Origin of the sequence: Bacillus sp. S10(2024), from assembly GCF_050473865.1 — a bacterium.
GTDB lineage: Bacteria > Bacillota > Bacilli > Bacillales > Bacillaceae_G > Bacillus_A.
Genome location: NZ_JBFLUR010000002.1, coordinates 1,824,769 through 1,838,604 on the forward strand (window position 1 = coordinate 1,824,769; position 13,836 = coordinate 1,838,604).

A 13,836-nucleotide genomic window follows, 5' to 3' on the forward strand; every position below is an offset into this window, starting at 1 on the left:
TTCTTCATTACATATTTCTTTAACATACTTCCGAAAGAAGTCCCTATCTTCAAGCGCGTAACAGGCAATATCCACCTGGCACTGTTATTCCTTACATGTTAATCGATTATTTAGATTTACAAGGTTTTATAAACAAATTAACTGTCCTATTTGATTACATTCTTCTGCAAACCATATTGCTCCATCTGGTCCAAGTACAATTCCATGTGGTTCCGAGTTTTTGGTAGGAATTTGATATTCGGTAATTTCTCCATCCACCGTAATTCGTCCAATCTGATTTCCTGCCCATTCGGTAAACCAAAGTACTCCATCATCCCCTGCAACAATAGCATGTGGCCGGGCATTTTCGGTTGGAATAGGGTACTCGCTAATTTTTCCCGATGTAGTAATTCTTCCGATTTTATTTCCGTTTATCTCTACAAACCATATTGCTCCATCTGGTCCATTCGTAATGCCTACTGGAGCAGAATTTATTGTAGGTATAGAATATTCAGTAATTTGACCAGATATAGTGATTTTACCTATTTTATTACTTTTGTTCTCCGTAAACCAAAGTGCCCCATCTGGTCCTGATACGATAAATGACGGATAAGACTCCGAATTAGGCAATGTATACTCTGTAATCTCACCTAACGATGATATTCTTCCTATCTTATTACCTGTAAGTTCCGTAAACCAAATCGCTCCATCTGGTCCTTCAGTTATTCCATAAGGTGCTGACTTTACAGTAGGTAACATATATTCAGTAACCTTACCTTGCATTGTAATCTTTCCAATCTGATCGGCCTTGTATTCTGTAAACCAAAGATCTCCATTCGCTCCAGATGCTATACATGAAAGCCCTACATCTGATGTAGGAACGAAGTATTCCTGTATTTCACCGGTTATAGTCATTCTTCCTATTTTATTTCCCTTATGTTCCGTAAACCAAAGAGCTCTATCAACACCGACTGTAATCCCATATGGCTCTAATTCAGTCCTAGGAAGAAGATATTCATTAAATTTTATTTGCATTGAACTCCCCCCCTTTTTGATTGATGCATGTACTTATTTATGAAAACAAACATTGTAAATATTTCCGTGAATGCAATTCCTTTCCCTTCATTACTTAGAAGAAAAACTACAAAAAATTACATCTCAACAAAATATTGAATTAAAACCCAATAAAAAACCTTGCAATGCTATATGGAAGGCTGTGCAAGGTTATAATTTTTATCTTTTATAAGAATAAAGATGATATATATTTTTTCAGCAGTACTATTCAAATTATCTCATTATATAATCGCTTTTAACCCTTCTAAAACTAACCCAATCATAAATCCACAAACAGCTCCATTTACGCGAATCCACTGCAAATCTTTCCCTACATTATTTTCAATCATTTCAATTAGCGTTTGATCATCTAGCTTATCAAGATTTTCTTGTACAAGCTTTCCAATTTTAGAATGATTGTTTTCGACAAGGGTTACAATTTGTTTTTGTAACCAATCATCTATTTTTTGAATCGTTACTGGATCTTCTTTTACTTGATTCATTTGCGTCTTTAAAAATGAAAGAAGATATTTATCTATAAACTCTTCTTTTTTTACAAAAGCAACTGCTCTTTCCTGTACTTGAGCTAACAATTCTGTTATTTTTTCATTTGCTTTCCAATTTGCAATCAAACTTTCTTTCCAATTCTCTAACTCCTGCAATACCGCTTCACTTTCCTTTACACGGATAAGTTCTTGGCGAATCTTCATTAATATAAGTTGTCTTGTGCTATTATCAGGATTTTGCAAACTACTAATATTACTGATTATAAACTTCTGTAAAACACTTCCGATTTTTTCTTCATCTACAATATTCATAAAAGATTTAAGCGTAAACTGTAAAAATCCATCTACTTTTATATTTTCCATCGTTTTCATCCCTAAACTTCCGAGCTGATAACGCGCTTCATCTTGAACTGTCCACTCTTTTGCTTTAACTAACATAAAATCAAATGTTTTTTCATCGTATTGCTTTGCAACTAGTTGATCAATAAGAATTTGCAGGATTTTTCCTGTATGAATCGTATGTAAATACGTTTTTAATTCTTTTTCAATAACAATAGCTAATTTTTCAATATTCATTTGAAGAATCGCTTTTTCAGCAAGTTGCACAATCACTTTTTTCACGCTATCCGATTGCAACTCTTTTTCTGCAATTTGTAAAACGATTTGTACTAACTGCATCTCTTTCACTTTATTTGTTATACTTTCTTTCGTCAGCCAGTCATTTTCCAGTGTGGAAACAAGTCCTTTCGTAATTCGTTTCCGATTTTTTGGCAGCAGTGCTGTATGCGGAATCGGAATTCCCATCGGATGGCGAAACAGCGCCGTAACTGCAAACCAATCGGCAAGCCCGCCTACTAAACCCGCTTCAAATCCACCTTGTATGATTCCACCTGCTATCGTTCCTTGAATCGGAAGTGTTGCGGCAAACCCAACTCCCATCACTCCAAGGGAAATTCCCGCTATATATTTTGATTGTAATGACATTTCAATTGCACATCCTTCTTTATGTAAAGTAAACTTTTCAATCTATAATTAAATCCTTCAACAAAAGCGTATATCTATACTATAATGAATGCCATCAAAAACCACAAAGAATTCATTATAAAAACGAGAGGCCTTTGCACCCCTCGCTTTTATAATTTTATGATATTGTTAAAAATTCGGCAATTGGGCCCAGTACAAGTATTGGTAAAAATGTTAAAGCACCTACTATAAATATAGTACCAAGTAAGATTCCACCAAACAAACGACTATCGGTTTGAAACGTACCAATCGTTTCTGGTACAATTTTTTTCTTTTTTAATCCAACTGCAACAGCAAGCATCGTAATAATGCTAAAATAACGACCAATGTACATAACGAGACCTGTTGAAATATTCCAAAACGGTGTATTATCATTTAATCCTTCAAATCCAGAGCCATTATTCATCGCAGACGATGTATATTCATATATAACTTGTGTTAAACCATGAAAACCAGGATTCGAAATGCTGTCTGTTCCTAAATGTGTTGAAAAAGCAATTGCCGCAGCACCAAGAATAAGTAATGGCTGAGACACAATGGTAATGGCGATTAACTTCATTTCTTTCCCTTCTAATTTTTTATTCAGAAACTCCGGTGTACGTCCAACCATTAGCCCTGCCAAAAATACTGCAATCATTGCATACATGATTACGTTTATGAATCCGACTCCAATCCCGCCAAATACAGTTCCTAGAAGCATATTGACGAGCGGGACCATTCCTCCAATTGGCGTTAACGTATCATGTGTAGTATTCACGCCCCCCGTACCTGAAGCACTTGTAACAGTTGCATATAAGGCAGAAGATATAACGCCAAGGCGCATTTCTTTCCCTTCCATATTTCCTTGTGAACTTTCTACACCAATTTGATTCAACAACGGATTTCCTTTCAATTCAGATATGGCAAGTGTTGAAAATCCAGCGATAAACAAAATAAACATCGATACAAAAAAACTTCTTCCTTGTTTCCGATTTCCAACCATTCGTCCATATACAAATGGGAATGCCATCGGAATTAACATTTGCAGCATCATTTGAAGCACATTACTAATCATATTTGGATTTTCAAATGGATGTGCCGAAACTGTTCCAAAAAAACCGCCGCCATTATCTCCAAGTTCTTTAATAGCTAATAAAGATGCTACTGGCCCGCGAGGAATTACCTGTTCCGTCCCTTCGAACGTTTTTGCGATAACTGTAGAATCTAATGTTTGCGGTGTTCCTAATGCTAGAAAAATGAGCGACGCTACAAATGAAATTGGTAACAATACCCTTACAATAGATTGAACAAAATCAACAAAGAAGTTCCCTACCTTTCTACCTGCTAGCACACGAATAAACGTAATCCCAATCGACAGTGAAGTTGCAGGTGCTGCAAACATCATAAACGTTATCCCAGCCATTTGAGAGAAATAAGATAAATTACTTTCGCCCCCATAATGTTGTAGATTCGCATTTGTCATAAACGTAATGGCTGTATGCAATGCTAATGTTGGCTCCATTCCTGGAAAATGATTTGGATTTAACGGTAACATGCCCTGTAATCGAAATATAGAATATACAACAAGTATACAAAATAGATTCGTTATGATTAAACAAAACAAATAGCGCTGCCAGCTTTGACTATAGCCCTTTATGCCCGCGATTTTAAACAAAATTTTTTCTAGTGGATCAAATATCTTTTGAAATGATCCCTTTTGCTGAAAAACATTGTATATGTAATCCCCCATCGGTTTTGCGACAACTACAAATAGACAAATTGTAAGTAGACTTGTTAGCCAGTTCACTCTTTTCCTCTCCTCTGTTATCTCTATATTTTTCTCCATTAAATATAGAAATGATTTTATTTGTGAATATTTACCACAAAGAGAATAAAAGAAAACACTAGGCCGCACCTAGTGTTTTTTACACACAAGTCCCCCCCTCTCAAAACGCTGACGAGGTTAGCTGTCGGATTCGGACCTTGAGAGTAGCCCTACCTAAAAAGGATTCACCCCGAGTGACAAAGCACAAAATTGGTTCCCCCGCTCCTATTGGATTAAGCGATATTGATCTCTAAAATTTTCCATTTGTCTGTTAATATACTCTTCTAAACTCTTATTGTAAAGAGAGAAAATACAAAAAAAGAAAACCTCCCTTAATGAAAGGTTTCCTTCCACATACTACTATCAACAAACCACCACTACAAAAGTAAGTGCGATATATAAACAAATAGGACTATATAACCACGTATCATACACCGAAAATTTTGTCCCTTTTACCTTTTTAAAAAACCCAACATATTTCATATCACCGACTGCACGTAACAAGAAAATCCCAGCTAAAACAATACATCCCCATCTTGTGTAGCGACTTGGATTCCAAAAAGACAAATATCCACTTTGTGCTAATAGAATCATAGCAAAACATAAAATGGCAAGTGCCACTGCAAAAGTCCCTATTTTTCGCGGAACAAAAGCATATTCGCCGCTGTCTTTTTTCATCGGAAGAACAACCTTACTCCCCCATGATCCACCACATGCCCAGTACATATGAATGAGACTGATGAACACAAGTATGCTCGCACCTAAAATGATAAAAAATGCTGCCATTGTATTCCCTCCTTATACATATGATAAATCATTTTTCTTCTTCATAGTTTCTCTAATTTTTAGGAACTCCCTTGTAAACACAACCCAATATAAGGAAATCTTCAGCTTATAACTTACGGATAGGACTCATAACCGCAATAAAAACTTCCACCATCTTTGCAGCTGACGCCAACGCAAACACTGCAACTGGATTATAGCTAGAGATTATCCCACCTATTAAAGCTCCTAATGGCATCGCAAGACGAGTAAGTACTCGCGAGAAGCCTAGAACCCTTCCCTGTATTTCGGTAGGCACTGTTTCTTGCCGGATTGATGCTACGATCGTGTTCCAAGCTATATTACAAATCATCGCAACACCAAGAGCAATACCGGGTGCTAGCCAATATTTACTCCAGATTGCATATGTTAACCCAATTGCACCTATACCTAGAAGAACAGGGATAAGAATTCCACGCCGAAAGTGCCTTTCGAGTGGAACTGCAATAATACTTCCTATAAGTCCCCCAACTCCAATTAAGGTGTAATTATAACCGCTTTGCTCAGCGGATAGATGTAATGTTGAAAGCAAATAATACATGAACACGCCCAGTACAGCACTCGCACCAAAGTTACCAACCGAAGCTTGAAGAGATAAAGCAAGGTTAAGGCGATTATTCGTCAGCCATTTCAGTCCCTCTTTTAGATCTCTCGCTATGCTTTGTAATACATTGCCTTCTTTAACGCCGACCTTATTTCTCCCTAATTCAGGTAAGAGTAATACTGCGATTACAGTAGCTGCAAAGGAAAAGACATTTAACCAAAGCGCGTTAAACCCTCCAATTATGGCGATTATCATACCTGCTAATGTTGGACCTACTAAACTAGCAATTTGATTAACCATTTGATATGCCGAGTTCGCTTTTATTAACTTTTGATCTGCAATAAACGGAATTGCTGTAACAGTAACTACATCAAATAACATGGATAAGACAGCTAGAATAAAAGAAATAACGTATAGATGCCAGATTTGGAGCACCTCCAAAAAATGGAGGATTGGAATTAGTCCAACCAAGAACATACTTCCTAAATCAGCTATCCACATCAACCTTCGTCGATTCCAGCGGTCTACCATTACACCAACGATAGGACCAAATAAAACAATAGGTAATACACTAGTAGCAAAAAGCGAACTCATAACTACTGCCGAACCAGTCAACTCATAAGCAATCCAAGGAATCGCAAACGTATAAAAAGCGTCACCGAGCCGAGAAATGAGTATACTAGAAACAAAAACCATATAGGAACTAGGTAAATGTGTAACTTTTGATAACCACTTATTTTCTTTCGTTGGCAACGATGAGTTGAACCTTGTTTCTTTTTTAAGGGTCAATCCTAGTCCTCCTTTCTGTATATAAATGTTATAACTTATTTAAATTTCGCTGTTCAGACAGTAATTACAAAACATTTCCGAATCTTAAGAATCCTATTCTTAGTTTAACATAATTGTGAGTGAATCCTCTTACTTCAAAGATAGTGTAACCAGACAGCATATGATAAGAAAATTTTGGAATATAAAACTACTATTTTTTTGCGAAAAAAAGGAGTCCTTCCCTAAATCAACGAATTTGTTAATTACAACTTAAAACATAAAATGACTGAAGGTGACTAGATGGTAATTTATATCGCGTTATTACGAGCTATTAACGTAAGTGGACATAACAAAATTAAGATGGCTGAACTAAGAAGTACCTTCGAAACACTAGGCCTTAGCCAAGTGCAAACGTATATTCAAACTGGCAATGTCCTTTTCAAATCGGATGAAAGCAAAGAGCAGCTACGCCTCCGAATCGAGGATGCAATCAGAACCAATTTTGGCATTTCAGTCACCGTTATCTTAAGAACAGCTGATGAACTGGAGCGAATCATTGCAGAATGCCCATATGCAGATGTCCCTTTAGCTGAAGGAGAAAGCATTCATATTTCAATATTGACAGAAGCGCCGCCGCAGAAGATAGTCGATCGATTGGCAAGCAGCGAACGTAATAACGATGAATACCATATCGATCGACGTGTAATTTACTTCTTGTTTCGGCAAAGCATCTTAGATTCCAAGTTGGCAAAAAATATGCAAAGTCTTGGCAATACAGCAACAACGCGTAACTGGAATACAATCAACAAAGTTGTGGCGTTAGCAAAAGCAATGCAAGATAAGCTTGTTTGAATTGTATGATCAAAACCCTATAGGTAAGCTATAGGGTCTACATTATTTTCGACATATAATATTCATTAATAAATTCATCCCCAATGATAAGAGAATGACGTTTTATTCCTTCAATTTCGAACCCTGACTTTTTATATAAGGCTATTCTCGCTTCAGCTATTTTAATTTTTCGAATTCGTACATTTTTCATTTTCAATTCCTCCATAAGGGTTTTTATATGTGTAATCCCCTCTTAGATGACTCTCTTACATTATTTCTTTCTATTACATTAATGGTTCACTTGAGAAAGTTTTTATTCCTTTAAAAACATGGCGCCCTTATTGTAATATAATTCTATAAATGGATTTTATTACAATGAAAAAAGAGGGGATAAATATGATTAAATATGATGAAAAAAGATATGAAACATATATGCAGTTACCTAACGCTGATGAGGTAAAAAAACATTTAGAACTACAAAGTGTTTTAAAAATTGTAAATGAAAATCCAAATATTTCACAAATTTTAGATATCGGCACCGCAACGGGAAGATATCCAATTTTATTTGCTAAAAAGAAATATGAGGTTACTGGAATAGATATTTCCGAAGAAGCTCTGACAATCGCGTCTAATAATGTTATGAAAGAAAGAGTTTCGGATAGAGTTAATCTATTTAAAATGGATGCAACAGAGCTTGATTTCCCTGAAAATTCATTTGATTTAATTACGTGTATGATGGGTACTATTTGTCATATGAACCAAGATCAGTATGAGGGTTTTCTTAAAAAAGTTAAATATATTTTAAAACCAAGAGGTTTTGTTATTATTTCATCTTGGGACCCTGATTGTTCTTTCACTGAATTTTTATCATTTTATAACGAACAAGAAAAAGTTAAATTAAAGAATAATAGTATGGCTGCTAAAGAATTTAAAGGGTTAATAGATTCAATATTTCCCTATGCTAAAATTCAAAATATCATTCCATTTTCAGATGAACAGATGGCTTCTTTTCAGCCAGATAATGAATTTGATGCATTTATAGACATCCAAGAGCATATTTATAGTAGAATTCATAACAAAGTCGGTCAAATGTATCTTGCTATTGGATATAAATAAACGAAAAGATGGTATGTATATGAATAGGAACTTTTTAAAAGGCTCGTTAGCCCTATCGATGGCTGCTGCTATTTGGGGCGGAATGTATGTAATTAGTAAAATTGTTTTAGGATATATTCAACCTTGGCTATTATTAGAAATTCGTTTTATTATTAGTTTATTTGTTTTAGGATCCATAACTTGGTGGAAAGGGTTATGGAAAATTCACCGACAAGATGTTTTTAAAATGGCTATGATTGGTTTAGTTGGATATACCGGTTCTATTGGAATGCAGTTTGTTGGGACAAACCTATCTAGTGCCGCAATGGGATCTTTGATTACAGCTGCTTCTCCAGCACTTATTTCTATCTTTGCTTTCTATATTTTAAAAGAAAAATTGCAAATAAATAAAATAACCGCACTTATTCTTGCAACGATTGGAGTACTTTGTGTTATCGGTCTTCCATCCACCAATAATCAAACCGAAAGTATGTATCTAGGAAATATTATACTCTTCGGTGCTGCTATTACTTGGGCTATTTATACAGTACTAAGTAAAGTACAAACACAAAAATATTCTTCTCTTACAGTTACTACTTGGTCTAATTTGTTTGGTGTAATTTTTACTATTCCTATTGTAATTTGGGAGCAAGCAGTTACGCCTACTGATTTACCAAAAGACGTATGGATTTGGTTAGGAGTATTGTACTTAGGGATTATCTCAACTGCAGTAGCCTTTTATTTTTGGAACAAGGGCTTTGAATATCTAGATGCTAGTACTGGTTCTCTCTTCTTTTTCCTTCAACCTATAGTTGGTAGCTTGTTAGGCTTTTTATTACTTGATGAAAGTTTAGGCATCACTTTCATTTTAGGAGCCTGTTTAATTGGAATTGGCGTCTACTTATCTTCTAAAGAGAAAAGGATACTACTTTCTAAAAATAAAGGTATTAGCAACAAATAACGTTTTATCTTATATTGACTATATCGTATCATCATTCTTTACAATATAAAGGGGAGTTGACAAATAAAGGTCAACTCCTTTTTATCATCCGATAAAAGTTCCTTCTAACACATGTATATCAGGATTCAATAATACGTTATCTTCCTATTCGGGAATACCACTAAGTACTAATAATTCGGATTTAAATCCTGCAATATCTACGAATTTGATTTACCATAACTTAGAAAAAAGAATTCATTTTCCACTAAACCGATATGTAGGACATCCTCTTATATTCGTTTTTACTCGAAATACTCCACCAGCGCTTGCATCTGTAGTATCCATTTTGGCTGTCGTAATGTATAAATCTTTTAAGTCATTTCCGCCAAAGGTGCAAGACGTTACATATTTGGCCGGGATAGAAATACTTAGCAGCCGCTCTCCATTCAAAGGATTCCACCTCGATACTTTAGAACCGCCCCAATGAGCGATCCAGAGCATTCCTTCTTCGTCAATTGTCATTCCATCAGGAAGTCCTTCTTCTTTTTGTATGACAACAACATCTTGTGGATTTTCAATATTTCCTGTGTAAATATCATAATCAAAACGAACTACTTTTCTTGTCGGTGTATCTATGAAATACATATACTTATGATCTGGTGACCACGCTAACCCATTAGAAGTACTTACCTGTTCTACTTTCTTTGTTACAGTTAAATCGGTATCTAAACAGTAAAGAGCTCCCTTACCATCAATGCCAACACCATCAGTAGTACCCGCCCAAAAACGCCCCCTCGGATCACATTTTCCATCATTAAAACGATTTTCTGGCAAATGACTTTCAGGGTCACAAATAGTCCGCAATTCTTCCGTATCTGGATTTAAGAAATAAAAACCATTTTCTAGCGCAAGAATCATTTTACCACATTCACTCGGAGCCACTGATCCTACCATTTGTCCAAGAAAAATTCCCTTGCTTTCTTTTGTAATAGAATTATAGATATGAACCTTCTTCTCCAAAATATCAACCCAATACAATAGCTTCTTTTTACTATCCCAACAAGGCCCTTCTCCAAGAGTAGCCTTCGCATCAATGACTAGTTCTAATTCCCCAAGCAAATTAACCCCTCCTCATTAAAGAATATTCTGTCTTTTTATAATAACATGTAATGATTTTATATATGAATTAGTGGCATTTATTCTTTATCTAGAACTACAAAAATCCCCTTCAGATCGCTTATCTAAAGGGGATTCCTTATTTACGCAATTAATTCTAATTTATAAGACGCGTAATTCGCTTCTTCTTCCATGACAACCTATAATATCCGTATTGCAAAAGTAAACTCATAATAAACGCAGCTGGATATCCAACCCATATTCCTTTTATCCCAAGACTCGTATGATATGACAGGAAATAAGCAACTGGAACTTCCACAAGCCAAATCGCTATTACTGCAAAAATAGTCGGCCACAATACAGTTCCGCTCGCTCTCATTGTTGCCCCAATAACTTGCGCATGACCGAAAATCAAGTAACTCCATAACGTAATCATAATGAGACTATGTGCAATATCAATCGTATTCTGACTCGTTAAAAAGAGTGCTAAAATTTCTTTTGAGAATAAATAAATAAATGAGATTAATATTCCACCAATTACATAGTTCATAACAAGTCCTGCCCAGATTACTTTTTGCAGGCGATCAAATTGATTTGCGCCAATGGACTGCGCTGCAAATATGGAAACGGTAATCCCAAGGCTCACTGCTGGCATCTGTACATAACTTGCTACTTGGTTTACTACTCCGTATGCTGCAGTTGCATCTGATCCAAAGCGATTTACAAAGGAAATAACAGCAATCTCTGATAATGAAACAAGTATCATATTAATACTTGCTGGAATCCCAAGACGTAATAATAATTTTAACAACTCCCCATCCATGCGAAGATACTTTCGAACCGTTGCATCAAATTGCAATGGATGTTTCGTTTTTCTTAAATAAATTAACAGAATTATAAATGTAACAATTGTTGATATAACAGAAGCATATGCTGCGCCGTACACACCGAGTTTCGGCAGGCCGAACCACCCAAATATAAGAATAGGTAAGAATGCCATATTTAGTCCTGTACTCACAATTAAAAAGTAAAATGGTATTTTTGAATCCCCTGCTCCACGCATAAATGTTGTATATGCAAAATACAAAAATAGCACTGGCATGGAAATAAATAAAATTCGCGCATAATGAACACTTATATCAATAATATTTTCCGGTGTCCCGACTAGTCGCATAATATCCATTGCAAACATACTACCCACTACCGCTAATATTGCTCCAAGTACGAACGTAAATGTCAACGTTGTACCAATAATGGCCTTTAAGCGGTCTTCATTACGAGCCCCAAAAGCCTGACCAATTAAAATTGAGCTACCAGAACCAATCCCAATTACAAATGAAATGAGTAGAAAAAACAATGGAAAGAAAGCGGAAATAGCAGCTAATTCATTAATGCCAAGCCACCGCCCTACTACTACCATACCAAACAACTGTCCAAGTGACTGCAATACATTACTTAACAATAAAGGAATAAGAAACATGGCCATAGAACGCCATATCGGTTTATTTTCTGTTCCTTCTTCAGTTATTTTCAAGTTTCATAACCCCTTTTATTGAGAAATGTCGCGATTATATCCTCGCTCTCCAAACGGCTGCAATTTCTCTAACCACTTCTCTTCTAGTTTCTTTAATTCTTCTTTTTCATTAAAATATCCCGTTTCTTTCTTTTTCAGCACTTCTAATATTTCAAATTCAAAAACATCTGCCCCGTATTCCTTCCAATCATCTTGCAATGCCTTATTCGTATGAGAACCCATATTAAGTAAAAGCCGTCTTCCACTCATCGTTTTGAAATTTCTTGTACTCTCTACATACACTTTTTCGTTCTTTATATTTCTAATACAATAAATCCCTCCTTCTATTTCTGTTTCTTTATACAGTTGTTTTAATTCTTTTTTTCTATTCAATTTCCTTTCTCCTTTCATTTTATCTATATATATCTTTTCGCCATCTAAGTCACTGCTATGCAGAATTCAACATGTATGCTACTTGCTTGCTCCTTTTGTTTTAACCTGGCATGCGGTAGAAAAAGGCCCTGACCGCTTCTATGCACGGCCAGATGCTCTCACCCATCTAAAAAGAAAGATGTTTTTTATATCCATTTTTTAATTTGTATTTATCTACATTGTTCTCTATAATTTCACCCAGTACTGACTTCCATCAGATGTTCTGTCAAGGAAACCATATTCAATTAAATACCTTCTTAACGTGACATAATCAGGAAATACACGTTCTAAAATCTCATTAACTTCTTTTTCTGTATATTTTTGATCGCTATCAAACTTTTTCACTAAATGTTTCAAAATAATGAGCTTTCGCTTTTGTTTCTTCGGAAATTTAGAAAGCGGTCCGTCTAACCCTTCTGTAAAATGTAATTTTAAAACTTCTTCATTCTCCTCTTCGGTAATGTCATACCGATGATCAAGCATCATAGCTGTACGATGAATCGGGAGAAATTTAGGTTGATTCGTCGCTTTTTCTTCTGATAGCTCCATAAGCGCAAGAAACACTTTTGCTTGTTTCATTTTCTCCCTTAATGTAAAACGATGATTTCGAATTGTTGAAGTGCTTCCACCGTCCATTTCTTGTACAATCTCTTTATCGTTTAAACCCATATAAAAGAACTGGACCATCTTCTTCTGCAAATCTGTTAAACCAGTTAATTTCTTATCCAACCCTAATAAATAGTCGAACATAGAAATATGTTCGTTTGCGATATGAATTTGCGTAAACTTCTCTGCTTCATAAAAAATGTTCTGCTCTTGATATATAATACCTTTCATAAATTTTTCTCCACAAGCTAAACAAACGTATTCTTCAGTATCCTTCTCAAATACATATCCTTTTTTCAATTCCTCTACTGTGGCATTCCAAAACCATTCTGAAATATCATTCATGCTAAACAATCCCCTAAAAAGTTTATTTTAAAAACAAACAAATTATGATTTGGTTTATTTTCATTTATAATACCACAGCAAAATAAACATTTCAACGTTCTGTTTATCTATTTTTTAAACAAAATCAAATAACGTTTATACCTTTAAGGTTTTACACCCCTCTAATAAAGCAAAATTTTTATCAACGAAAAAGCCCTGTCCCTCGGTAGTGCAATAAACAAATGCAAATTTTGTTTACAAATGTATATGAAAAATAAAATAACAAATAGGACTAGTCATCATACTAGTCCTATTTCTCATTAGTTCTATTAAATTCTTTTTTCTTAATTAACTTGAGGATAATAAAAGCAACTATTGTAGATAAAAAGATGAAGAATAATTGAAGATAGTCTAAATGGAATAATTGATTGAAGCTGTCTAGAGTTAACACTGCAACGCATGTCCTTATTTCACCAAAAA

The 13,836-nt window shown here is 35.1% G+C and carries 13 protein-coding genes and 1 riboswitch; of the genes, 3 read left to right on the forward strand and 10 right to left on the reverse strand.

Going from position 1 to position 13,836, the window contains the following annotated elements:
- Positions 1 to 126: 126 nt before the first annotated feature.
- The 5 genes from AB1280_RS09315 to AB1280_RS09335 all read right to left on the reverse strand — a co-directional run bounded on the left by AB1280_RS09315 (position 127) and on the right by AB1280_RS09335 (position 6,520).
- Positions 127 to 1,014 (reverse strand): virginiamycin B lyase family protein, encoded by an 888-nt coding sequence (locus tag AB1280_RS09315; RefSeq protein WP_429755661.1) that lies wholly within the window; start codon positions 1,012 to 1,014, stop codon positions 127 to 129.
- Between the two features lie 260 nt (positions 1,015 to 1,274).
- A complete protein-coding gene (locus tag AB1280_RS09320) occupies positions 1,275 to 2,522 on the reverse strand; it encodes a DUF445 domain-containing protein (RefSeq protein WP_429755662.1) in 1,248 nt (415 codons plus the stop codon).
- Between the two features lie 157 nt (positions 2,523 to 2,679).
- The gene (gene kdpA / locus AB1280_RS09325) at positions 2,680 to 4,347 is read right to left on the reverse strand and encodes a potassium-transporting ATPase subunit KdpA (RefSeq protein WP_429755663.1); all 1,668 of its coding nucleotides are present in this window, start codon (positions 4,345 to 4,347) and stop codon (positions 2,680 to 2,682) included.
- Positions 4,348 to 4,476: 129 nt separating this feature from the next.
- Positions 4,477 to 4,615: riboswitch (cyclic di-AMP (ydaO/yuaA leader) on the reverse strand.
- 113 nt (positions 4,616 to 4,728) lie between these two features.
- The gene (locus AB1280_RS09330; protein ID WP_272189397.1) at positions 4,729 to 5,151 is read right to left on the reverse strand and encodes a DUF3995 domain-containing protein; all 423 of its coding nucleotides are present in this window, start codon (positions 5,149 to 5,151) and stop codon (positions 4,729 to 4,731) included.
- A 106-nt stretch (positions 5,152 to 5,257) separates the two neighbouring features.
- Positions 5,258 to 6,520 (reverse strand): MFS transporter, encoded by a 1,263-nt coding sequence (locus AB1280_RS09335; protein WP_429755664.1) that lies wholly within the window; start codon positions 6,518 to 6,520, stop codon positions 5,258 to 5,260.
- A gap of 279 nt (positions 6,521 to 6,799) precedes the next feature.
- On the opposite strand from AB1280_RS09335, the gene AB1280_RS09340 reads away from it, so the two are divergent.
- Complete coding sequence (locus tag AB1280_RS09340; protein WP_429755665.1) at positions 6,800 to 7,351, forward strand: DUF1697 domain-containing protein; 552 nt, start codon at positions 6,800 to 6,802, stop codon at positions 7,349 to 7,351.
- A 37-nt stretch (positions 7,352 to 7,388) separates the two neighbouring features.
- On the opposite strand, the gene AB1280_RS09345 is transcribed toward AB1280_RS09340, so the two are convergent.
- Positions 7,389 to 7,541, reverse strand: coding sequence for a hypothetical protein (locus AB1280_RS09345; protein WP_429755666.1), 153 nt, complete (start codon positions 7,539 to 7,541; stop codon positions 7,389 to 7,391).
- 185 nt (positions 7,542 to 7,726) lie between these two features.
- Here AB1280_RS09345 and AB1280_RS09350 point away from each other — a divergent pair, with 185 nt between their 5' ends.
- Positions 7,727 to 8,446: a class I SAM-dependent methyltransferase gene (locus AB1280_RS09350; RefSeq protein WP_429755667.1), complete on the forward strand. Its 720-nt coding sequence runs from the start codon at positions 7,727 to 7,729 to the stop codon at positions 8,444 to 8,446.
- Between the two features lie 19 nt (positions 8,447 to 8,465).
- Positions 8,466 to 9,386, forward strand: coding sequence for a DMT family transporter (locus tag AB1280_RS09355; protein WP_429755668.1), 921 nt, complete (start codon positions 8,466 to 8,468; stop codon positions 9,384 to 9,386).
- A 234-nt stretch (positions 9,387 to 9,620) separates the two neighbouring features.
- Here AB1280_RS09355 and AB1280_RS09360 read toward each other — a convergent pair whose 3' ends face one another.
- The 4 genes from AB1280_RS09360 to AB1280_RS09375 all read right to left on the reverse strand — a co-directional run bounded on the left by AB1280_RS09360 (position 9,621) and on the right by AB1280_RS09375 (position 13,377).
- Positions 9,621 to 10,484, reverse strand: coding sequence for an SMP-30/gluconolactonase/LRE family protein (locus AB1280_RS09360; RefSeq protein WP_429755669.1), 864 nt, complete (start codon positions 10,482 to 10,484; stop codon positions 9,621 to 9,623).
- 154 nt (positions 10,485 to 10,638) lie between these two features.
- Positions 10,639 to 11,967 carry an MATE family efflux transporter gene (locus AB1280_RS09365; RefSeq protein WP_429757320.1) on the reverse strand — a complete coding sequence of 443 codons (1,329 nt, stop codon included), beginning with the start codon at positions 11,965 to 11,967 and terminating at the stop codon, positions 10,639 to 10,641.
- Between the two features lie 63 nt (positions 11,968 to 12,030).
- Complete coding sequence (locus AB1280_RS09370; protein ID WP_272189391.1) at positions 12,031 to 12,387, reverse strand: GIY-YIG nuclease family protein; 357 nt, start codon at positions 12,385 to 12,387, stop codon at positions 12,031 to 12,033.
- Between the two features lie 225 nt (positions 12,388 to 12,612).
- Positions 12,613 to 13,377: a DUF2087 domain-containing protein gene (locus AB1280_RS09375; protein ID WP_429755670.1), complete on the reverse strand. Its 765-nt coding sequence runs from the start codon at positions 13,375 to 13,377 to the stop codon at positions 12,613 to 12,615.
- Positions 13,378 to 13,836: the final 459 nt, after the last annotated feature.

What these genes read in the sequence shown, in the direction of transcription:
- AB1280_RS09320 (WP_429755662.1), bottom strand. Translation starts at nt 2,522, where the DNA reads ATGTCATTACAATCAAAATATATAGCGGGAATTTCCCTTGGAGTGATG.
- AB1280_RS09345 (WP_429755666.1), bottom strand. Translation starts at nt 7,541, where the DNA reads ATGAAAAATGTACGAATTCGAAAAATTAAAATAGCTGAAGCGAGAATA.
- AB1280_RS09350 (WP_429755667.1), top strand. Translation starts at nt 7,727, where the DNA reads ATGATTAAATATGATGAAAAAAGATATGAAACATATATGCAGTTACCT.
- AB1280_RS09365 (WP_429757320.1), bottom strand. Translation starts at nt 11,967, where the DNA reads ATGGCCATGTTTCTTATTCCTTTATTGTTAAGTAATGTATTGCAGTCA.
- AB1280_RS09355 (WP_429755668.1), top strand. Translation starts at nt 8,466, where the DNA reads ATGAATAGGAACTTTTTAAAAGGCTCGTTAGCCCTATCGATGGCTGCT.
- AB1280_RS09340 (WP_429755665.1), top strand. Translation starts at nt 6,800, where the DNA reads ATGGTAATTTATATCGCGTTATTACGAGCTATTAACGTAAGTGGACAT.
- AB1280_RS09330 (WP_272189397.1), bottom strand. Translation starts at nt 5,151, where the DNA reads ATGGCAGCATTTTTTATCATTTTAGGTGCGAGCATACTTGTGTTCATC.
- AB1280_RS09315 (WP_429755661.1), bottom strand. Translation starts at nt 1,014, where the DNA reads ATGCAAATAAAATTTAATGAATATCTTCTTCCTAGGACTGAATTAGAG.
- AB1280_RS09375 (WP_429755670.1), bottom strand. Translation starts at nt 13,377, where the DNA reads ATGAATGATATTTCAGAATGGTTTTGGAATGCCACAGTAGAGGAATTG.